General features: G+C 33.8%; 14 protein-coding genes and 2 tRNA genes. 11 read left to right on the top strand and 5 right to left on the bottom strand.

Annotation, left to right across the window (positions count from 1 at the left end; all coding sequences use genetic code 11):
• Positions 1–46 precede the first annotated feature (46 nt).
• Complete coding sequence (locus AC2DGP_RS12090; RefSeq protein WP_484490316.1) at positions 47–631, top strand: hypothetical protein; 585 nt, start codon at positions 47–49, stop codon at positions 629–631.
• A gap of 76 nt (positions 632–707) precedes the next feature.
• Here the strand turns inward: AC2DGP_RS12090 and AC2DGP_RS12085 are convergent, their stop codons facing one another.
• Positions 708–3,527 (bottom strand): hypothetical protein, encoded by a 2,820-nt coding sequence (locus AC2DGP_RS12085; RefSeq protein ID WP_484490315.1) that lies wholly within the window; start codon positions 3,525–3,527, stop codon positions 708–710.
• A gap of 198 nt (positions 3,528–3,725) precedes the next feature.
• Between AC2DGP_RS12085 and AC2DGP_RS12080 the strand changes: the two genes are divergently transcribed.
• Together AC2DGP_RS12080 and AC2DGP_RS12075 are read left to right on the top strand one after the other, a co-directional pair.
• On the top strand, positions 3,726–6,713 hold the full coding sequence (locus AC2DGP_RS12080) for a T9SS type A sorting domain-containing protein (protein WP_484490314.1): 2,988 nt from the start codon (positions 3,726–3,728) through the stop codon (positions 6,711–6,713).
• A 4-nt stretch (positions 6,714–6,717) separates the two neighbouring features.
• On the top strand, positions 6,718–9,255 hold the full coding sequence (locus tag AC2DGP_RS12075) for a hypothetical protein (protein WP_484490313.1): 2,538 nt from the start codon (positions 6,718–6,720) through the stop codon (positions 9,253–9,255).
• Between the two features lie 102 nt (positions 9,256–9,357).
• Here the strand turns inward: AC2DGP_RS12075 and AC2DGP_RS12070 are convergent.
• Together AC2DGP_RS12070 and AC2DGP_RS12065 are read right to left on the bottom strand one after the other, a co-directional pair.
• Positions 9,358–9,431: transfer RNA gene (locus tag AC2DGP_RS12070), tRNA-Asn, on the bottom strand.
• A gap of 445 nt (positions 9,432–9,876) precedes the next feature.
• A tRNA-Asn gene (locus AC2DGP_RS12065) sits at positions 9,877–9,950 on the bottom strand.
• 255 nt (positions 9,951–10,205) lie between these two features.
• On the opposite strand from AC2DGP_RS12065, the gene AC2DGP_RS12060 reads away from it, so the two are divergent.
• The 5 genes from AC2DGP_RS12060 to AC2DGP_RS12040 all read left to right on the top strand — a co-directional run bounded on the left by AC2DGP_RS12060 (position 10,206) and on the right by AC2DGP_RS12040 (position 20,024).
• Positions 10,206–12,458 (top strand): DUF7133 domain-containing protein, encoded by a 2,253-nt coding sequence (locus tag AC2DGP_RS12060; RefSeq protein WP_484490312.1) that lies wholly within the window; start codon positions 10,206–10,208, stop codon positions 12,456–12,458.
• A gap of 226 nt (positions 12,459–12,684) precedes the next feature.
• Positions 12,685–15,429: a 2-oxoglutarate dehydrogenase E1 component gene (locus AC2DGP_RS12055; protein WP_484490311.1), complete on the top strand. Its 2,745-nt coding sequence runs from the start codon at positions 12,685–12,687 to the stop codon at positions 15,427–15,429.
• A 150-nt stretch (positions 15,430–15,579) separates the two neighbouring features.
• On the top strand, positions 15,580–16,800 hold the full coding sequence (gene odhB / locus AC2DGP_RS12050; RefSeq protein ID WP_484490310.1) for a 2-oxoglutarate dehydrogenase complex dihydrolipoyllysine-residue succinyltransferase: 1,221 nt from the start codon (positions 15,580–15,582) through the stop codon (positions 16,798–16,800).
• A gap of 343 nt (positions 16,801–17,143) precedes the next feature.
• Positions 17,144–19,231 (top strand): T9SS type A sorting domain-containing protein, encoded by a 2,088-nt coding sequence (locus AC2DGP_RS12045; protein ID WP_484490309.1) that lies wholly within the window; start codon positions 17,144–17,146, stop codon positions 19,229–19,231.
• Positions 19,232–19,385: 154 nt separating this feature from the next.
• Positions 19,386–20,024, top strand: coding sequence for a peroxiredoxin (locus tag AC2DGP_RS12040; protein WP_484490308.1), 639 nt, complete (start codon positions 19,386–19,388; stop codon positions 20,022–20,024).
• 43 nt (positions 20,025–20,067) lie between these two features.
• On the opposite strand, the gene AC2DGP_RS12035 is transcribed toward AC2DGP_RS12040, so the two are convergent.
• Positions 20,068–20,652: a peroxiredoxin gene (locus AC2DGP_RS12035; RefSeq protein ID WP_484490307.1), complete on the bottom strand. Its 585-nt coding sequence runs from the start codon at positions 20,650–20,652 to the stop codon at positions 20,068–20,070.
• A 269-nt stretch (positions 20,653–20,921) separates the two neighbouring features.
• Between AC2DGP_RS12035 and AC2DGP_RS12030 the strand changes: the two genes are divergently transcribed.
• On the top strand, positions 20,922–22,199 hold the full coding sequence (locus AC2DGP_RS12030; RefSeq protein ID WP_484490306.1) for a voltage-gated chloride channel family protein: 1,278 nt from the start codon (positions 20,922–20,924) through the stop codon (positions 22,197–22,199).
• Between the two features lie 2 nt (positions 22,200–22,201).
• Here the strand turns inward: AC2DGP_RS12030 and AC2DGP_RS12025 are convergent, their stop codons facing one another.
• A complete protein-coding gene (locus tag AC2DGP_RS12025) occupies positions 22,202–22,642 on the bottom strand; it encodes a retropepsin-like aspartic protease (RefSeq protein WP_484490305.1) in 441 nt (146 codons plus the stop codon).
• Between the two features lie 92 nt (positions 22,643–22,734).
• Between AC2DGP_RS12025 and AC2DGP_RS12020 the strand changes: the two genes are divergently transcribed.
• Together AC2DGP_RS12020 and AC2DGP_RS12015 are read left to right on the top strand one after the other, a co-directional pair.
• Complete coding sequence (locus AC2DGP_RS12020; RefSeq protein WP_484490304.1) at positions 22,735–23,502, top strand: TatD family hydrolase; 768 nt, start codon at positions 22,735–22,737, stop codon at positions 23,500–23,502.
• A 9-nt stretch (positions 23,503–23,511) separates the two neighbouring features.
• Positions 23,512–23,991: a methylated-DNA--[protein]-cysteine S-methyltransferase gene (locus tag AC2DGP_RS12015; RefSeq protein WP_484490303.1), complete on the top strand. Its 480-nt coding sequence runs from the start codon at positions 23,512–23,514 to the stop codon at positions 23,989–23,991.
• Positions 23,992–24,031: the final 40 nt, after the last annotated feature.

Raw genomic sequence — 24,031 nt, 5'->3', positions numbered from 1 at the left:
ATATAGATTTGTTTAAAATTTAATTACAAACAAATCTATTTTTATTATGAAAACTAAATTATTTCGTATCTCAATGTTATTAATAATCATTGGGAGTTTTTCAACCTCTGCGCAAATTAAATACAATGAAAAGGCCTGGAGCTTTGAAATTAGTGAAGGCGTAACGTATAGAAATGGCAAAGCTGATATCGTTACAGCATGGACTCAAGATCCTGGGTTTATTTTATCTTCAGAACACAAACACTCTGGTAATTATAGTTGTAAAATGGACTTTACCAAACAACCTAAATCAGGAAAATTTCAAACATGGAGATCAAATCGTGGCAACGAAGGTGACTTTGAAGTATTATCAGACGAAGCTTACTCAGTTTCAGCATGGTTTTATATCCCATCTGGAAAACCATCAGGAAGACTCGCTGTAACCTTACAACAATCTAACGGAAAAGAAGTTGTGGCAAGCTTTAATTTATCAAAAGTAAAAGTTGGACAATGGACAAAGCTAACTACCAACTTTAAAGGAAATCCTGCCATTGGAAATGAACTTTGGAGTAGCGTGAGTTACATCCCAAGACCAAAAACTGATTTAGTTATTTACTTAGATGATGTCTCATTTTTCCAACAAAAGAAATAACGATTCTCACCCTCCAAAAGCTCATTGAAACCAAGGTTTCAATGAGCTTTTTTTATTCTTCAAAGAATTTTTTAAATCACAACGCATCTTCTAATTTCACATCAATAAACTTAAACATCCCTGCAGGAATTTTTATTTCTAAAGTTGATTTTTTTGCATTTAAATTAAAATTTTCTCCTGATAAAATATCTTTTACCGCTAACGGCTTAATTGTATGAAACTGAACCTTAGCTACGCTTTCTTTTGGATTCAAATATCCATTATCGATTAAAGTTAATCTTAAATGCTTGTCAGATGTTTGAGCCACTACCCAAGCCACATCACCCGTAACCGTTATCGGTAACAGTTTAGCACTTTTTTTAATATCATTATCAATAATATTATAATACTCAGAGGCTGACATAGTTTTAGTCCCATCTGCAGATAAATAATCTTTTCCATTCGTAATATACTCTCTTAGTATGTTTTTATACATCGGATGTAAATTATCTTCCAATCTTTCACGCTTGGCTTTTTCTTGTTTATAAACTCCATTTTGAACCGGTGTAATCAAAACCATCCCATTAGAATACGGGGCTAAAAAATTCAATTTTCTATCTTTTACTCCAGCAGCATAACTTGAAAAATCCCACGAGGTAACTTGACCTCCTGTCCAATCACTACTCAATCGACTGAAAACATAATTATCTTTTTCTTTCGAATACCTTAAAGTTGTTGAAGAACTATTACCCTCTCGCAAATAAGTTTCATCTGGGTTAACCATACTCAAATGAACAGGAGAAAAACTAAGGATTTCATTCCGTTTGGGAACATACAATGCACCTTTACCTATCAACTCCCACAATACAGTTAAGTACTCTGAATACTCAGAATCAATATTAAAATTATTAATATATGATGCACCATAAGAAGCATGAAAAATTGCATTTCGTAAAAAATGATTTGGTAAATTTTGATGTGAGAACTGCCTTGATCTCATAAAACTTGGATTATCTCTAGCACATCGTGTACCCCAACTATTTGCTACCCCACTGGACCATAACCCCAATCGACTAGCCAAGCTTAATTCCATCGCTACATCTTGAGTTTCTTCCATAGATGGAATCAATACATCTGCAAATTCACCAGATAAAAAACGTGACCACTCTGGTTTATAAATAATCGATTGCCAAAAAATATGTTTACTTCGAATAAACTGTTTTGCATTATGTGTTTTACTATAATCAGCCAGAGGGTAAATTAAATCGTCCAACGCATACTTAAAATCTTTTTTATGCAAAATTGTCAACTCTGGCCAAACCCAAACAGTTGGCTTACCATTACCTGCATCAATCACCTTTTTTATAGTTTCTTTACCATAATAATAAGGATCTACACCATGACCTCCCCAAGTACACAATCCATTTTCATTATATTTTGAAATTAAATTTTGGGCAACTTTATCAGCACTATTATTATACCTCTTACGGCCATCTCTAATATCTCTAAACGAAGAAATTTCAATATGAGACCTATCCCAAGTACCCACATCTTTGAGAAATGCATACCCCATAAAAGAAAGATTTTTATAACGATCTTTTATTCGTTGCATTTCAGGTGTAAACTTGTTCTTGGTAGGAGGAGACATTATAGTTACCTTTAGGGACTGTCTCTCATACTCTGGCCTAGAATACTTTTTCAGATTCTTTTTCACAACATCTGTTTCTTTCAATATCGATGCAATATTACCTCCTGGCATTAATTCTTCATATGCTTTTTTCCATATTTTTTGTGTATAATCAACAATATGAACTTGATTCCCTCCACTTTGCGCACTTGCCAAGATTATTTTTTGATTCAACTTATCATGATGAATATCGTTATATGAAAAAGTAGATTTTAAAACCTCAATTTCCTTAAAATCAGCTGTAGGTTTTGCAATAAATATAAACTCCCCTTTTAGGGAAACATACTCAAAAGTATCCTTACCGGGAATTACTTCCGTTTGGGTAACTCTATAACCAAAACCTAACTTTTGCTTAGAATTTACACTAAAATTTATTTTCTGTATTTCATTATTACTTGGCTTCAAAATCCCCAAATCATGTTTTTCCATAATGCCCGATGTTCCTAATAACACTTCTAATTCCTTAGATATTGGATTTTCAAATACCGTGATATCTCCAACCGGACCATGAAAAATCTTTTTAGATTTAAATGGCTTTTTTGCTTTTGGTTTGAAATAATAATACATATTTAATTTATCTGCATGCGACAATATTGCATCTAACAATAAAATATCAGAACCATCTGGTTGCGGCAAGGGTCTTAAAAAATTAACCGTATGTTCATTATAGGGAAGGGTTCCATCATCTTGCCATTTTTTATTCGGCTTATACAAAGTTGGATATGAACTTGATGGAATTTCAGTTAACAACTCACCCTTGTTTGAGATATAGTAGATATTAAGATCATTTCCTCCACAAGCAATATATGGAGCCAAACCTTCTTTAGAATGTACTACACAAGCAGAAATCATAGGCGAATCATTTTGCTTAAAACTCCAAATCAAATCTCCTTTATAATTAATACAAAAGATGCTTCCATCAGCATTCGCTGTTATCACCTCTTCACTTCCATCTCCATCGATATCATCTACCCATAAATCATGATTCATCAAACCTGATAAGGGTTGTTCCCAAATTAAGTCTCCTTTAAAATTTATTGCCGAAACAACACCATCATAACTACTCGTTATAATATGAGTTTTATTTTTAAAAACAGCAGTTTTCACTTTGAGAACAGTGTGTTTTGTTGTAATACTAACAATAGGATTTTTCTTAGAAAAAACAGTATTTGAACATAAAAAAAGCGCAAAAACAAAAATATTAACAACTAAAGTACATACAACTTTCATCTTTATAAAATTAAGGTTTATTTGATAATTCAGCATCCTAAGAACACCTATTACAAAAATATTAGTAAGACACAAACAAGCCTAATTGAAAAGATTATAAATGACTTAATCGTACAAAAAATAGATAGATTCGTACAAAAATGACCTACCCAAAAATTAAATTTGATATGAAATTAAAACTCGTTTAGAAACAACAAAATGAAAACACCTACTCCTAATCATATTTTTAAAAGAAGTCTTATCCTCTTTTTAGTGGTGATACTTTCTTTGTTCACCCAACAAAGTATTATTGGGCAAACTGAAAATGAAATACTCGCAAAAATTACAGAGCTAGAAACCTTAATTGCCCATGCTGAAAACAATGAACTTGATGCTACCAAAGAAAAAATGACCATTAGTGTTGCCCAAGTTTTTTTAAAATACGCCAATTGGGATGAAAATAATATCGATACCAATCAAACTTTATTTGCATCCTTACCTTATTTTGAAGATGATGCCGTGCAACTGGCTCAAGACTTGCCCGATCTTGAAAGGTCAAATATTTTAATTATTCTTGAGGAAGCAATTGTCGTTTTGCAAAAAATCATTAGTGGTGACATTAAAAGAAAAGACATCCCAGAAATAGACTGGTCCAACCTGACTATTTCAGACAACAAAATTTCACAAAATGGCAAACCCGTATTCTTAATTGATTATACATGGAAACCCTATATTCCAGAATTAACAAAATATTTTGGAGCAAGAGACGGTTTTTATTTAAGTCCAACTTTTGCAGATGACGAAAACGGAACCATCAAATCTTATGTAACTAATAGTTTAAACTCTAAACCTACCGGTACTTTTGGTAATATTTTTATCAACCATAAATCTACTCCAGATTGGGCAGAACAGCAATATGGACCTGATTTTAGAATGAGAGAAGACACCTTTGTGGCTTACGATATTGACAATCCTGGCGCAAAAACACTTTTTAGCTCCCTTTTCAAAAATACAATACCCAAAATTGCTGGAAAAAATTACGCTCAGTTAGGTTATATGTTAGCAAACGAGCCTCATTTTATCACCACAAAAGAACCCAATAAAAATGTATGGGCTTCGGGCCCTGTCTCAGATTACACCCTTGAAAAATTTAAATTGTGGTTGACACAAAAACATCAAACTATTAATAAACTAAACACAGAATGGGAAACTAATTTTGTAGACTTTTCTAGTGTAACTATTGATATCCCCATATTTAGAAGCTTACAAGGCACACCAATGTGGTATGACTGGCAAAGATTCAATATGGATAGGGTAAACGATTGGTTCCAATTTTTACAAGACGAAATTAAAAAACATGATGCATCGGCAAAAACTCACATAAAGTTAATCCCTCATTTTTGGGTACAAAATCAAGGTGATCACGGATTAGATATCGAAACATTAACACGTCAAAGTGACATTCTCGGAAATGATGCTAAATCTTACAACAGCCATATGTGGGGACCCAAAGAAGACTGGGAAGATCGATATAATTTTGAATGGAAAGACATCGCATTAACCTATGATTTTTTTAGTAGTATTAGTCCTAACAAAATAATATTCAATTCTGAAACTCACTTTCTCTCTACTACTAAATTTAGAGACCTCTATCTAAAACCAAGTTACGCAAGAATGACTTATTGGTTAGCCTATCTACATGGTTTAAATGTAGATCAGTGCTGGTTTTGGTCAAGACGAGAAGACGGCTCTCCAAGAGATAATATGGTCTCCAAAGACTACCCCGGTACTATAAACCAACAACCCCAAATAATCAATGAAGTGACATCTACCATGATGGATCTAAATTCTTATTCTGAAGAAATTACACAAATTCAAAACTTACCCAAACCTATTAGAATTTTCAATACTCAAACCTCTGCAATAAACGAGGGAGAGTTATATATGAAAAATACCTTTAAACTCTACGAATCATTATATTTTGAAGGACTTCAATTAGGGTTTGCGACTAAAGACATCATAAACCTACAAGACAACAAGCTCTGGGAGGTAATTTTAATTGCAAATACAGAATTTGTAACCGAAGATGAATTAGACGCACTACAAAATTACCTCAATCAAGGAGGACATATTATCGTTGATGCCATCAGCCTGAAAAAAAACGAATATGGTAAATTACACACAAAAACGCTAGAACAGGGCTCAGGTATACTTCAAAGCACTTCAAGTTACGAAGAAATGAAAGCTCTAGCATTAGAAGTCGTCAACACTCAAAACATGCTCCCTTTATTAACAGTAGAAGAAACCAATAATTTAGGTTTAAAAGGGTGTCATTGGAGATCCATTGTTACTCCAGAAGGGAAAAACGTGATTAGTTTGGTGAACATTGGTAAAACTCAAGCATCCATAACTTTAGGAATTAAAGACAATGATTCTCCGGTAATTTGCACCAATCTTTTAAACGGAAATAACTTAACTGGAAGTTTTTTAATGGAACCTGAACAAGTTCTATTTTTAGAAGTTACTGCTGAAAACGATCATATTTTATCAATATTTCCAGAAACATGTCCAGATGCAAAAAACGGAAAGCTTAAAATAAAAGCGACCCAAGTTGGCAACTACAAACTAAAATTCAACAATACAGAAACTATTTTCACTAAAGAACTAACATTAGAAGACTTAGCTCCCGATAATTACAGCGTAAGCATCACAAACAGAGACAATCAACAACATAAAGAATATAGTTTTATTATAAAAAAAAGCAACAAATTAGAGGCAGCTATCTCAAATAAAAACAATAAAACAAAATTTGATATTATTGAAGGTACTGCTCCCTACCATGTATTTGTTAACCAGCAAAAAGTTTTCTCTACCAATGAACAACACTTCTCAATAGAAACAGAATCAATAGAGACATTAGAGCTTACAACCAACAAACCCTGTGAGGGAAAAATAACCAATATTGCAAAACCCCCAATCTCAATCTTTCCAAACCCTACATCTGGCTTGTTCCAAATCAACAATATTACGGATGAACATATGCTACAAATAATTGTTTACAACATACAAGGAAGTGTAGTTTCAAACCAAAAGTTAAATGTTATAAATTCATCAGCCACATTTGATATTTCAGATTTAGCTGCAGGCGTTTATTTTATTAAAATTCCATCAACGAATAACATCTTAAAATTAATTAAAAAACAATAATCATATGAATATAAATCACCACCCGCATAAATTACCACTCATGGTTGTAAAACACCTTAAAACAAAATTCTATTATATACTAATTCTTTTCTCAAGCATCTTGCAATCTCAAGATCTTAGAGAACAAGTTGTAGATAATATCAACGAATTAAAAAAAATAATTTCAAAAGCAGAACAGACTGGCCTTAATATAGAAAAAGAAAAAATGACACTGCGTACTGCAGAAATATTCTTAAGTTATTCGGATTGGGATGAAAATAATGTTGACTTAAACGCTAAACAATTCAAACTTGTTAGAACTTATTGGAAAAACAAAAAAGATAAAAAAGGAAGAGATGCGCATGCTGCTGCCGCCTATTTACCACAACAACACAGAGAGCAGATTTTAAAAATTACAAGACAAGCTATTTCTGATATTTCTTCATTGACAAATGGCACGTTAAAACGACCAAATTACAGGACAGTAAATTTCGAGAACATCAGAATCAAAAAAACAGATAACGAAGATATAATTGTAGAGAAAGTAAACGGTGAAGACATTCCGACTTTCTTTCATACATATACCTTTAAACCTGAATACGTTTTAGCCGACATAAACAACCAAAAATCAACCAAACTAAAAACAACTGATTATCATGGTTCCATTAAAGACTTATTTTTAACAGGAAGATATGTAACAAAAGACGGATCGCTTAACGGTGGTTACACAAATAACCTCAACAAAAAGATTAAAAAAAATAAAAACATCACTAGAGTCTTTCTCGACCATAGAGGAATTCCGAATTATATACGTTACGAAAACCTAAACAAAAAAGACGATACGAAATCAATATATGCAGGAGCAAGACTTTTTACTACTTACGACATTAATAATCCACAATCCAAAGAATTAGTAAGCAATCTTCTAGAAAACTCCATCCCTAAATATAAAAAGACTGCGACAAGAAATTTTGCCTATATGATGGCTAATGAGCCTCATTGGGCGTCCATAGAAAAAAATTATTTTACACCAAACACCACCGGAAATCAGCAAAAACAATGCAACAAAAGTAACACTTGTAACAACAATTTAGTTTCTTTCTATACCATGAAAGAGTTTGAAAAACATTTAAAAACAATTTATGGAACTGGTAAAAAAGGATTGAAAAGACTAAATAAAAACTGGTATGGTACAAACACTGCAAAATATTTAACAGGTTACGCTGATATTGCAGGTACTTATTCCCCAAATGAACAAGGAAATTACGCAATTGAATTTCCTATTAAAAACAGTGAGGTTGGAACCCCATATGTATATGATTGGTTTAAATTCAACAACACTCGTGTAACCGAATGGTTTAATTTTATTCATACTACCATCAAAGAAAACGATCCCGATGCGAGGACTCATATCAAATTAATACCTCTGTTTTTTAGTTCGAGACAAACACGAGACGCAGGTTTAGATTTTGAAGCACTGCAAGAACTTCAAGAAATCATTGGTAACGATGCAGATATGAACCAAGAATTGATGAGTGGTATTACTGAACGTTGGATGGAACGCTATAATTTTAATTGGGCTGAAATGGCATTGACGTTTGACTTTTTAAGCTCTGTAAAACCAAATTCAATCAATTACAACTCTGAAAACCATTATGTTTCAACCTCTGGGTTTAGAGACTTGTACCTACAGCCAGAATATATAAAATCGGCCTTTTGGTTAGCGTACCTGTTAGGCGAAAATGCAAGTCAAATTTGGTATTGGCCAAGAGAAACGGATGGTTCTATCAGAAAAGCTAGTCAAGGTAAAGATAACGGCTATGGTGCGAGCCTAATACACCAACCTGCAATAGTAAACGAAATTGGGAATGTATTTTATGATATGAATGCATATGCTCATGACATTTATAAAATTCAAAACAGCCGAAAACCAATTAGAATTTTCCATTCTGAAACTACTGCAATCAACGTTCTCGACCATATGGAGCATACTTTAGATTTATATGAGAGTCTATTCTTCGATGGACTACCAATTGGCTTTGCTACAGAAAACATCATCAACAAACAAGATAACAACAATTGGGATGTTACATTAATCTACAAAACCCCCTTTGTAACGGATTCAGAATTTGAGACATTACAAAGCTACTTAAATGCGGGAGGAACCATAATAGTAGACCAAGAGAGTCTATTAAAAAATGAATATGGGCACAAAAGAACAAAACCATTAAATGTCAAAAAAGGCGGGAAATTGATCTACAAGAACACTACAATTGAAATAAGATCTACGGCACTAAAATCGATTGGAAACAAAAACAAGTTAAAACTCACCGAAAACATAGAACTTGACAAAAGAGGCTGTTTTTGGAGAACATTAAAAAAAGAAAACAACAAATATGTGGTCTGCCTTGTTAACACCGGAAAATCAAGTACGGAAATTTCACTATCAATAGACGGGTTTAATGAAATTAAAATAACAGACTTACTTGATGGAGAAAAGTTAAATTCAACAATCTCATTAAAATTAAATGATGTACGCTATTTAGAAGTACAAGCTCAATAACAAGATATCAAAACATTAAACCAAAAAACCTCATCATTTATGGTGAGGTTTTTTTATAAATAAAAAAAGAGCTACACTTTCGTGTAACTCTTTTGCTTTTTGCTCCTCCTCTTGGGCTCGAACCAAGGACCCTCTGATTAACAGTCAGATGCTCTAACCAACTGAGCTAAGGAGGAGTTTCATATAGAATGCAACCCATTTCTGTTTTGCGAGTGCAAATATAACTATTATTTTAAATTCTGCAACAAGAAAATAAAAAAATATAAAATTAACATATGTTTAGGTAGGGTGTTTTAATTTCAAAGTGTTTCTATTACAAACCCTATTACCATGAAAAAATGTCCAAAATGCAATTCTTCCTATAGAATGCGAATCAAACGAAATCGAGTTTTAAAAACAATTCCTTTTATAAAAGCATACCGTTGTGAAAAATGTTTTACCAAATATTTTATCACTCCATTGACTAAAAAAACATTCCCTTTTGAAAAACATAAATTTTCAAAAATTTAATCGTTCTGTATAAATATTTTTACCTCAGAACTTTAAAATGCATATAAGAGATATTTTAAATTTAGAACACAAAAAAAGAGCTACATTTTCATGTAGCTCTTTTAACTTTTGCTCCTCCTCTTGGGCTCGAACCAAGGACCCTCTGATTAACAGTCAGATGCTCTAACCAACTGAGCTAAGGAGGAGTTTCATATAGAAGGCAAACCATTTCTGTTTTGCGTTTGCAAATATAGATTATATTTTAATTTCTACAAGAAAAAAAACTAAAAAATCTATATTTTTTATCGAAAAAACATCGAATAAAAAACAAGAACAAATATTCAACGCATCGTAACAATCTATTCGGCATAATTATTGTTAATTCAATCATCTAAAAAACAACAAGCTAAACTAAGCTAACATTGAAATTACTTATCTTTGTTGCAAACTGAAACACCTCCATGATTTTTATTAGAATTTCAAAAAAACTACCAAAATCCGTATTTTTTCTCTTTATTACAATTGCCTTTTATAGCTGCTCACCTAAAGATTATGATGAACCAAAAGTTTCTTTAGACTCATACAAAATTGAGGAGAACTTTGAATTAAAGTCTATCTGTTCAGAACCTTTTATTGAAGCTCCTATTGCCATGGATTTCGACAACAAAGGCCGAATTTGGGTTGTTGAAATGCGTGGATACATGCAAAATCTTGAAGGTACTGGAGAAGAAATGCCAAATGGAAGAATTACCATTTTAGAGGACTATGACAACGATGGTGTAACAGACCATACCAAAGTTTTTATTGACAACTTAGTTTTGCCAAGAGCCATTGCACATGTTTATGGAGGTCTATTATACGCAGAACCACCTAATTTGTGGTTCGTTGATATACTAGATGACAAACCCGTTAATAAGGTTTTAGTAGATGCTCATTATACACACGGTGGTAATGTAGAGCATCAACCCAACGGTTTGATGATGAATATTGATAACTGGATTTACAACGCTAAATCAAGTGCAAGATACCAAAGAAAAAATGGTAAATGGATTAAAGAGCATACTCGTTTTAGAGGACAATGGGGAATAACTCATGATAATTTTGGAAGAATTTATTACAACAATAATTCTACACAATTAATTGGCGATTACGTACTGCCAAACACAACTTCAAAAAACAAACACCAACTACTATCAGCATCACTTGGTCAAAGAACTATAAACAACAATAGAGTATTTCCGTTGCATTCGACTGCTGTTAACAGAGGCTACATTCCCGGAAGATTAGACAAAGACAGTATACTTATTAATATCACTGCAGCATGTGGACCCATGATATATAGAGGTGATCAGTTTCCTGCCTCTTACAATCAGAATGCTTTTGTGTGCGCACCAGAAGCAAACTTAATCAAAAGAAATATCCTTGACTTTAACAAAATTAAAATAACGGGAAAACAAGCAATACCTAAAAAAGAATTTCTTGCATCAACTGACGAAGGATTTAGACCTGTCAATCTTTTCAACGGACCAGACGGAAATCTTTATATAGTAGACATGCATAGAGGAATTATTCAAGACAAAGCATTCCTTACACCTTACCTTAAAAACCTATACGCTAAGCGACAACTCGATACAGTAATAGGAATGGGTAGGATTTTAAAAGTCTCACCAAAAAACAGCGACCAAAAACAGATTCCTAATTTAGATAGGTTAACTGTTCCAGATTGGGTTTCGCTTTTAAAACACTCCAATGGATGGTTAAGAGATCGCGCTCAACAAATATTAATTTACCGTTTTGAAGAAGTTGCCATACCTGCTTTAAAAAAAATGGTATTTGAAAAACATCCCTACGCACAAACGCACGCACTTCAAACCTTGGAAGGATTACATGCTATCGACTTTAAATTCTTAGCCAAAGTATTAGAAAATGTAAACAACATAGAAACCTTAAATCATGCTATCGTTCTTGCTGAGAACTATGCTTCAAACAAAAACCTTAACAAATTTATTGAATGTCTTTCCCGATTGACTTCTACAAACAATCCCTCATTAGACATCTATATCGCAAACTCTATGGGAAATTGGATTTCACATTCAAAAGAAAAAACATTCCCAATTTTAGAAAACATTCATAGAAAACACCCTGAAAATATTATTTATGACGAGGCAATTATTGCTAGTTTAAGAAACCATGAAGAAGCCTTTCTAATTTACATGAAGAAAGAAAAAAAATCAGAAGGCCAACTAAACTACTTAATTAAAGAAACCATTGCTGAAAAGAAAGACATAAAACACCAAAGAGCAAAAAACAGAAAAAACTCAGCGTCGTTAAAAGCTGGTGAAAAAATATTTAAAAACATCTGCTCCACTTGTCATGGAACAAAAGGACAAGGAATCAACAGTCTAGCTCCTCCCCTTAAAAACTCAGAATTTGTATCTGGACCTTCAGAAAGACTGGGGTTGATCATTTTACATGGACTTTCTGGCCCCATACATGTGAATGGTAAACAATACAATCTAAGCGCAACCATGCCAGGGTTGGTTAACAATGTAACTTATAATGATTATGACATTGCAAACCTTATCAATTACCTACAACAAAACTTTGCCAGCAAAAAAGCAACAACGAGCAAACAAAGTATCAAAAAACTCAGATTGATAAAACCCAAAAACGGTGTCTACACCGAAAAAGAACTATTAAACAAGACCTTTTAAAGGATAATTAGAAAGATCTACAACTGGAAAACCATAGTAATTTATTCATAGCTCAGATTTAAATATGGTCAAATCGCATATTTTTAATATGTAAATTAACAGAAAAAATAAAATCTGTTATATTTATTTACATTATTAACAAATCGATAACCGATACACGGTTTTTTGGCCAAAACGTTGTACTTTTGCTAAGGTTTTTAATAAAATACCGAGTATTCTATAAAATATGGACAAATTTTCGTTCTTAAACGCAGCACATTCCGGCTTCATTGCCGATTTATACGATCAGTATCAAGTAAATCCTGATTCCGTAGAACCAAGTTGGAAAAGTTTTTTCCAAGGTTACGACCTTGCTAATGAAGACTATTCTTTAACAGGTGAAGAAAACACTAACATTGACATTCCTGAACATGTAAACAAAGAGTTTCGTGTAATAGAATTGATAAATGGATATAGATCTCGTGGGCATTTGTTCACTAAGACAAATCCTGTTCGTGAAAGACGCCAATACAAGCCAACCTTGGCGATCGAGAACTTTGGTTTGACCAAGGAAGATTTAGATATTGTTTTTAGCGCAAGTGAAATTCTTGGGTTAAAACCAACAAAACTTTCTGAAATCATTTCTAATCTAGAGCAAATGTATTGTGATTCTATAGGTGTAGAATACATGTACATTCGTAATCCAGAAGAAATTCAATGGTGGCAAGATCGTTTGAATAAAAACAACAACCACCCGAGTTATAATATAGATTCTAAAAAATACATTCTTTCAAAACTAAATCAAGCAGTTGGTTTTGAAGATTTTTTACAAACTAAATATGTTGGTCAAAAACGTTTTTCTCTTGAAGGAGGAGAGGCATTAATCCCAGCTATTTCTGTTGCCTTGAGAGATGCTGCAGAAAAATTTGGTGTAAAAGAATGTGTACTTGGAATGGCACATAGAGGACGTTTGAGTACGTTGACAAATATTTTCAAAAAACCTGTTCGTGATTTATTTTCTGAATTCGAAGGAAAAGATTTCGATGATGAACATATTGATGGAGATGTAAAATACCATATGGGACTTACTCGTAGTAAGACTTTCCAAAATGGTGAAGTGATGAAAATGAACTTGGTTCCTAATCCATCTCACTTAGAAACCGTAGCTCCTGTTGCTGAAGGTATTGCTAGAGCAAAAATTGACAGAAAATACAACGGTGATGATTCTAAAATCTTACCTATTATAGTACATGGTGATGCTGCCATTGCAGGTCAAGGAATTGTTTACGAGGTTACTCAAATGAGTAAACTAAATGGTTACAAAACCGGAGGTACTCTACACTTAGTAGTTAACAACCAAGTTGGATTTACCACTAACTATCTAGATGCTCGATCTAGTACTTACTGTACTGATGTTGCAAAAGTTACTTTATCTCCTGTATTACACGTTAATGCGGATGATGTAGAAGCTGTTTGTCATGCTGTAGAATTAGCACTTGAATTTAGAATGAAATTCAAGAGAGACATTTTTATTGATTTATTAGGATATCGTAAATACGGTCATAACGAAGGAGATGAACCTAGATTTACACAACCAAATCTGTATAAAACAATATCAAAACACAAGAATCCAAAAGATATATATGTTGAAAAATTGATCAACGAAGGATCAATTGATGCAGCATATGCTAAGCAAATAAAGGATGAATTCAAGGGTATGTTGGAAGAACAATTCCAAAAAGCCAAAGGAGATTCTACTTCTAAAGTAGTTCCTTTTATGCAACATACTTGGAAAGAATTTGTTAGAGAGAACCTTGAAGCAATGCTTTCTCCTATTGATACAACGTATCCAGTTGAAAACCTGCAAGGGATAGCAAAAGTAGTATCTACTGTACCAGAAGGTGTGAAGTTTGTTCGAAAAGCAGAGCGTATTGTAAAAGGTCGTGAAAAAATGGTTTTCGAAAACAATCTTCTTGATTGGGGTATGGGTGAAACACTTGCCTATGGATCGCTTCTTGAAGAAGGATATAATGTTAGAATTTCTGGTCAAGATGTAGAACGTGGAACATTTAGCCACCGTCATGCAATTTTACGTGATGAAAATACTGAAGACAGAATCAACCTGATAAATACAAATCCAAAAAACAAAGGTGAGATGTATATTTACAACTCATTATTATCAGAATATGGAGTTTTAGGATTTGATTATGGGTATGCTATGGCAAACCCAAATACTTTAACCATATGGGAAGCTCAGTTTGGAGATTTCAACAATGGTGCACAAATTATGTTTGACCAATACATTTCTGCTGCTGAGCATAAATGGAAATTACAAAATGGTATTGTAGTATTATTACCACATGGTTATGAAGGACAAGGTTCTGAGCATTCATCTGCTAGAATTGAAAGATTCTTACAATTATGTGCCGAAGATAATATGACTGTTGCTGATTGTACTACACCAGCCAACATGTACCACTTGTTGCGTCGTCATATGAAACGCAAGCATAGAAAACCTTTAATTGTCTTTACACCTAAAAGTTTATTGCGTCATCCTAAAGCTGTAAATCCTATTGAGGACTTTGCTAATGGAAGTTTCCAAGAAGTTATCGATGATACAATTGCACCAGAAAAAGTAACAAAAGTTGTTTTCTGTACTGGTAAATTCTATTATGAATTATTGGAAGAGAGAGAAACTACTGAACGTGATGATGTTGCTTTGGTAAGAATTGAACAACTTTTCCCTTTGCATGAAGAAAAACTAAAAGAGGCTATCGACAGATATCCAAACGCAAAAGAATACGTTTGGGCTCAAGAAGAGCCTAGAAACATGGGAGCATGGAGTTATATGTTACAACGCTTTACACAAGTAAAATTAACAGTGGCTTCAAGAAAATTCTATTCAGTGCCAGCTGCGGGTTCTTCTGCACGATTTAAAAGAAGACAAAGAGCTGTGATTGATATGGTTTTCAATCCAGAAAAAAACAAATAATATTCGAAAGACCTATAAGTCTTCGATTCAAATAAAACGCTTCGACAAGCTCAGCGTACATAAATAAAAACCCAGAGCTTGTCAAAGGGTAACAAAATTAACAAACAATATTGTTCTTGATAAAAGGACAAAAATTTAAAATTAGTAACAATGATTTTAGAAATGAAAGTTCCTTCTCCGGGGGAATCAATTACAGAAGTAGAAATTGCATCTTGGTTAGTTGAAGATGGTGATTACGTAGAAAAAGATCAGCCTATTGCTGAAGTAGATTCAGACAAAGCTACCTTAGAATTACCTGCAGAAGAAAGTGGAATTATCACTTTAAAAGCTGAAGAAGGTGACGCTGTAGAAGTTGGTGCTGTTGTTTGTTTAATTGACATGGATGCTGCTAAACCTGAAGGTGGATCAGAAGCTCCAGCCGCTGCTCCAGCTAAGGAAGAGGCTCCAGCTGCGACTCCAGTAGCAGAAGCCCCTAAATCTGCAGAACCTGCAACTTATGCTACGGGAACTGCTGCTCCAGCTGCCCAAAAAATTCTTGATGAGAAAGGAATTTCTAATGCTGCAGTATCTGGATCAGGAAAAGATGGAAGAATCACCAAAGAAGATGCATTGAATGCAACACCTGCTATGGGTACTTCTAACGGAAGTAGAGGATCAGAGCGCAAGAAAATGTCTATGTTACGTAGAAAAGTTGCGCAGCGTTTAGTATCTGTAAAAAATGAAACTGCTATGTTAACTACTTTTAACGAAGTAAACATGCAGCCTATTTTTGACTTACGTAATCAATACAAAGAAGAATTCAAAGCAAAACATGGTGTAGGATTAGGATTTATGTCTTTCTTTACTTTGGCTGTAACAAGAGCTTTAGAATTGTATCCAGATGTAAACTCTATGATTGATGGGGATTTCCAAATCAAAAATGATTTTGCTGATATTTCTATTGCTGTATCAGGACCTAAAGGATTGATGGTACCTGTAATTAGAAATGCTGAAAACTTATCATTTAGAGGTGTTGAAAGTGAAGTTAAACGTTTGGCTTTAAGAGCACGTGACGGACAAATCACTGTAGACGAAATGACGGGTGGTACCTTTACAATCACAAACGGTGGTGTATTTGGTTCTATGTTATCTACACCTATTATCAACCCTCCTCAATCTGCAATTTTAGGAATGCACAATATTGTTGAGCGTCCAATGGCTGTAAACGGACAAGTGGTGATTCAACCAATTATGTACGTAGCTTTATCTTACGACCATAGAATTGTTGATGGTAGAGAATCAGTTGGTTTCTTAGTAGCAATAAAAGAAGCAATTGAAAACCCAATTGAATTGTTAATGAACAACAATCCTAAAAAAGCATTGGAATTATAAAATTCTAAGTTTTTATATAAAAAATCCCATATCGAATGATATGGGATTTTTTTTGCTTTTGACCTAAAGAAATGCACAATTAAAACCCATAAACCTTATAACATCCTTAATCTCATCCTCTATGCAATATCTGTCCATTAGAAAAAATATCGCTTTTATAAAAAAAACTTTACATCAACTCTACAAAATACCGTTTAAGATTACTTAGCCACATCCTTCTCAACCCTTTCATTTCTGAGAAAATCGACAAAAAGAACATATGTTAAGCTTAGGTATAGCTCTCATAATCGGCGTTTTAAGGAAATAAATCTAATTTCCAACAACTAATTAAAACCAATTTATTATGAAAAAAATTACTCTAGTTTTATCTCTATTCATTATGTCTTTTGCATATGGACAACCAGGCTCTCCAGCCCCCACCCCCACAAAAGCAAGTATCGATGTTATTTCCGTCTATAGTGACACCTATACTAGTATTGCCACAAATATTGACCCTTTCTGGGGACAAGGAACAGATGCAACTGACATTCAAATCTCAGGAAACCAGACATTATCTTATAGTGGATTAGATTATCAAGGATTAGATTATACCAGTTCTGATGTCTCAGCAATGGAATATCTCCATATAGATTATTATACAGATGATGCAACGGCATTACAATTTTACTTAATAAGTCCTGCCTTAGAAAACGCTTATGATATTGCCGTAGAAGATGGTATTACAACGGGCCAATGGGTTAGCATTGATATACCACTCACTCACTATACAGTTCCCAACTTAACACAAGTAGCCCAATTTAAAACCGTTGGAAACGGAACGGTGTATTTTGACAACTTATATTTCTGGAAAGCTCCTGCTGCTGCAGGTACTGACACCTCCTTAAGTGACTTAACTGTTAATAATACAACCATTTCCGGTTTTTCTTCATTAGGTTCAACCTATTCTATTGAACTTCCTTCTGGCACAACAGTAGTTCCTACGGTTGTTGCCACAACAACAGATTCAAACGCTAGCAATATAGTGTCACCAGCAGCTAGTTTACCAGGAGCTACAACCATTCTTGTAACTGCCCAAAATGGTTCTACCACTAATACAATAACTATCAATTTTACTTTAGATCCAACACCTGCAACTTCTGCACCTGCACCAACAAAAGCAAGTATTGATGTAATTTCTATCTATAGTGACACCTACACCAGTATCGTTACCGATTTGAATCCTAGCTGGGGACAAGCAACAACAATGTCCGAAATCGAAATCGCAGCAAACAACACGTTAAAATATGCCAACTTGAACTATCAAGGAATGGTCTACACGAATTCAAACGTGAGTGCTATGGAATATGTTCATTTAGATTATTATACAAGTGATGCTACAGATTTAAACTTTTCTGTAATTAGTCCTGGTCAAGAAAACTCTTATGATATAGATGGTCTTGTTGGAATCACAACCGGAAGTTGGGTCGGAGTAGACATCCCTTTGTCACATTATACAGTTCCAGATTTGACAGATGTCTTCCAGTTTAAAACAGAAGGTAATGGAACCGTTTTTATTGATAATATTTATTTTTGGAAAACTGCAGTTGACCCCTTGACAGATGCAACATTAACAGATATAAAAGTGGACAGCGAAACTATAACCGACTTCTCCGCTGCAGTAATCTCCTATGACGTCATTCTACCGAAAGGAACCACTAACGTCCCTCAAATTACTTTAGCAACGAAATCTCACAATGGAGCAACAGCGGTAATTACTCAAGCACCACAATTGCCAGGAGATGCCACTATCGTCGTTACTTCAGAAGATGGAAACACAACAAAAACCTATACAATTTCTTTTTCTGTAAATAATAATAGCGCCTGTGAAGGAACTTCTAGTGATGCTACGGAAGGGAGCTATTCTGTTGGCTATGATTATCATTTTGAAACATTAGAAACAGGAGCTACCGATGTAAAGGTTACATTTACTTTGTTAGACGAAGATAAAGTAGGATACGTACCTCAAGTCTTTATTGCTCCTTCTACTTTTATAAATATGAATGCAGATGGCTCAACATATTCAGCTACATTAACAGATCAAACAGGTACTATAAGTTTTTCCATTAGAGGGGCACATTCTACAGGAGTTGTTACTTCTCAACTTTTCGAATATACCGTTGGAGATACTTGTGATGCCCTTAGCACACAAAAATTTGAAATCGAAGGATTAGAAATCTACCCAAATCCGACTTCTACTATATGGAATTTCAACACAAAGAATCATAACATTAAATCCATTAAAATAATTGACGTGACTGGAAAAATAGTTTTCACTACAACCCCAAATACATTATCTACCGTTATTGATGGATCCAATTTCCCTGCTGGAATGTATATAACCCGAATTACTACTGAAAAAGGAACTCAGAGTAAAACATTAATTAGAAAATAACTAAATAATCATTTATCCATAAACCCCATATACACATGTGGGGTTTTTATTTGAATTGATTCCCACCTGCTCTAAAGACAAACCTTCGTTATATTTTAACACACTATTTTGTAAAATTCCATACATTAGCCATTCAATTAAAAAAATTACAACTATGGCAACGTTAAGATTAGGAGATGTCGCTCCAGATTTCACGGCAGAAACTTCAGAAGGAACAATCAATTTTCATGAATGGTTAGGAGAAGGATGGGGATTATTATTCTCACACCCTGCTGATTATACTCCTGTATGTACTACAGAATTAGGTACAGTAGCTAAATACACAGATCAATTCAACCAAAGAAATGTAAAAGTAGCCGCTTTAAGTGTTGATGGTGTTGCATCTCACCAAGGATGGATCAAAGACATCAATGAAACACAGAATACTACCGTAAACTTCCCAATCATTGCTGATGAGGACAAAAAAGTAGCTAATTTATATGACATGATTCACCCAAATGCAGACAACAACTTAACGGTTCGTTCTGTGTTTATTATTGCTCCTGATAAAACTATTAAATTAATCATCACCTACCCTGCTTCTACTGGTAGAAATTTTGATGAATTGATTCGCGTTATTGATTCTTTACAATTGACTGCTTACCATAAAGTAGCTACACCTGCTAACTGGCAAGATGGAGACGACTGTGTGGTAGTGCCTGCAATTAAAACGGAAGATATTGATGCTATTTTCCCAAAAGGATATACAGAGGTGAAACCTTATTTAAGAATGACACCTCAACCAAACAAATAAATTCTTTTATTTATAAAAACACAAGCCTAATAGATCAAATCTGTTAGGCTTTTTTATGCGCTTTAATTATTTTTTTAACCTCACTACTATCCGTTCCCGCTTTTACAGCGTTGTTCTTATAAATCAAAACCCCATGGGTATCAAATACAAATGTCCATCTGGCAGTAGTTGTGCTCCTTTTTAAAAATACTTCTATGCCGTCTAATTCCCTCTTTAAACTTTTCTCGCCATCTTTTGTGGGAACTCCAAAAGATTTTGCCACAGAACCTGAACTATCAGACAACAATGAAAAATTAAGGTTATAAGCTTGCTTAAAATATTGTAAGTTCTTTACCTCATCACCACTTATGCCAACAACTTTAACAGCCAAGGCATCAAAATTCTCTTTATCATCTCTATAGGCACAAGCTTGTTTTGTGCATCCACCTGTCAACGCCGCAGGATAAAAATAAACCACTAAGAATTGCTCTTCTGATTGTTTTTTTGAATTCCAACTTTTTCCAGTGTCATCTAAAATTGAAAAATCTGGCAATTCATCTCCTAAATTTAATCCTGTTGTTTGTGAATTACCCTTTACCAGTGTTATCATGACTAATAATAACATTGGCAATCCCTTTAAATTCGTCATTTGAATAATTTTTACTGACGAAATTAACAAAACAATATTAAAGATTAAATTCTAAAAAAAATTATTAATGTAAAGTCCATGTATAGTTTTAATAATCCTGTTCGATACAATTATTTGTTAACTTTAATATGATTAGAAAACACATAAAATGTGAGTTTAAGTTAGGTTTCGAAAGTCTGGGTGTGGTTTACTCAGACTTTTTATTTTTTCTATATAAAATCAACTAATTCTGATTGGCTATATTTGCCACAAAGTTGAACACCTGACCTATGGAATTATTTCAAAAGAACACACTGTTAAAAATTTACTTCAACATCACAGAAAACTTACTAAAGTGGTTATTGATAGCTATTGTATCAGGTATATTTGTAGGTTCTGCATCTGCTCTATTACTAGAGTCCTTATACTTTGTTACAGATTATAGAGAAGCAAATCAATGGATCATTGCTTTATTACCATTAGCAGGGCTTGTAATTGGCTTGATGTATCATTATTGGGGTAAAAGTGTTGTAAAAGGAAACAATCAATTAATTGACGAAATACATAGTCCTGAAAAGATCATTCCATTAAAAATGGCTCCCTTAGTTTATATAGGTACCGTTCTTACGCATCTTTTTGGAGGATCAGCGGGTCGAGAAGGAACTGCCATTCAAATGGGTGGGGCCTTGGTTGATCAAATTTCTAAAATATTTAAATTCAGTCACGAAAACAGAAAAATTGTTATCGTAATTGGTATCTCTGCGGGTTTTGCTTCTGTATTTGGAACACCCTTAGCAGGCGCTATATTTGCTTTAGAAGTTTTGATTGTTGGACGCATGCGCTATGAAGCCATAGTACCAAGTTTTTTAGCAGCTGTTGTTGCAGATTATGTTTGTTTAGCTTGGGGTGTACATCACTCTCATTATGTAATAGATTTAGTTCCAGAAATAGATACTATCAGTTTTTTAGTTGCGATTTTTGCAGGAATAATTTTTGGAATCGCAGGGAGAACCTTCTCCAAGGGAATTCCATTTTTTCAAGGTTTTGCCAATAAGATAAAGTATCCTCCACTTAGGCCTTTTGCAGGTGGTATTATCATTGCGTTGAGTGTTTTTTTAATGGGAACCACGAAATATATCGGATTAGGAGTACCCACTATTGAAGAAGCCTTTGTAAATCCTTTGCCTTTTTACGACTTCGCATTGAAAATATTACTTACCACTTTTACTATTGGTGTAGGCTTTAAAGGAGGAGAAGTGACACCACTATTTTTTATAGGGGCAACCCTAGGAAACGCCTTAGCTTTATTTTTGCCATTACCGATGGCATTATTAGCCGGAATGGGATTTGTTGCTGTGTTTTCTGGAGCCACAAATACGCCAATTGCCTGTACCATGATGGGAATTGAACTATTTGGAATAGAAGCAGGTGTATTTATTGGAATTGCTTGTGTTGTCGCGTATTTATATTCTGGACATTCTGGGATTTATTCCTCACAAATTATCGGTAGCTCTAAAAGCGATCACTTTGATCATCAAAAGGGGAAAAGATTGAAAGAGGTTTCTTAAGTTTATTTTTTCAGATAAAAACAAGAGTTCTTGTAATCGATAAGAGCCTGTCCAGAGATTAAAACATCTGCTCCAATAATTCCATCTATTCGTTTTGCATTGTGCTCTTCAAGGGCTTGGTTTACATGAGACATATCAAAAACCACCAAATTGAATTTCTTGGTATTCCATTTCCCCATTTTCAATCGATTTTTTTCCGACTGTAAAGTTTCCATACCTGTAGCTCCCGCTCCCGCAGCTTTAATATCGGATGCAATTGTTTGCACTCCGTATTTTTCCACATCGTCAACTCCTATGCAAGAATTTGATGCACCGGTATCTAATATAAACCTACCTTTCACACCATTTAGCTTTGCCTTTACAATCAAATGATTGGTTTTAGTGATTTTTAATGGAATATGGATGTATCCTTTTTTGGAAATGCTTTTTTTTAGGCTTGACATTTTAGAGTATTTTTACCAAATATATTAATGACTTTGAGAACTACTACCAGAAATTAACAAAATTTCTGCAAAACAACAAGATTCTGACTAAAATGATAATTACCGATACACATACACACCTCTATAGCGAACAATTTGACGAAGACAGAGTAACAGTTATTCAACGTGCTATTGATGCAGGGGTAAGTCGATTTTTTATTCCAGCAATTGACAGTGACTATACACAAGCAATGCTTGATCTTGAAGCTCAATTTCCTGAAAATATATTTTTAATGATGGGACTGCATCCAACACATGTAAAAGAAAATGTAGCGGAAGAGTTAGCCTTGATAAAAGAATGGATTGATAAAAGAAAGTTTTTTGCCATAGGTGAAATTGGAATTGACTTGTATTGGGACAAAACGTACCTAAAGCAACAACAACTTGCATTTAGAACACAAATACAATGGGCAAAAGAGAGAAAGATGCCAATTAACATTCATTGTAGGAATGCTTTTGATGAAGTTTTTGAAATTTTAGAGGAAGAAAAAAGCGATGACTTATTTGGAATTTTCCATTGTTTTACTGGAAATTTAGAACAAGCCAAACAAGCGGTTTCCTTAAACATGAAATTAGGTATCGGTGGTGTGGTTACTTTTAAAAATGGAAAAATAGACAAATTTTTAAATGAAATTCCTCTTTCTGAAATTGTATTAGAAACAGATGCTCCCTACTTAGCTCCAACTCCATATAGAGGTAAAAGAAACGAAAGCAGTTATCTAACAAATGTGATTGATAAATTAGTAGACATCTATGGTTTATCATTTGAAGAAATTGCAAACATTACCACACAAAACTCCAAAGATATTTTTGGTATTTAATATTTGGCCATGAAATTAGAAAAAATAAAAATCAACACTCCTTTAGGAATTGTAAAAATCAATGGAAATGCAGAAGGAATTCATTCGGTAATTTTTTCAAATAAAAAATCTCCTATTACAAAAGAAATTCCAAAAGTATTAGAAGAATGTGTCCAACAATTGAATGAATATTTTAATGGAACAAGAACTGATTTCACTTTAAAATTAAATCCACAAGGAACAGAATTCCAAAGAAAGGCATGGAAAAGCCTACAGGAAATACCTTATGGAAAAACAATGAGTTATTCTGAACAAAGTAAAATTTTAAACAAACCTAAAGCTATTAGAGCCGTTGCTAATGCCAATGGAAAAAATTTATTAGCCATTTTAATTCCATGTCATAGAATCATCGGTTCAGATGGTTCCTTAACGGGGTATGCCTGGGGATTAGAAAGAAAAGAATGGTTGCTAAACCATGAAAACAAACTCAAACAACAAGCCTTGTTTTAACCTAAAAATAAAAAAGCAGGTGTCCATACAAACACCTACT

The sequence above is a fragment of the Flavicella sp. IMCC45537 genome (assembly GCF_057197705.1).
This window is presented reverse-complemented; position numbering and strand designations above follow the sequence as displayed.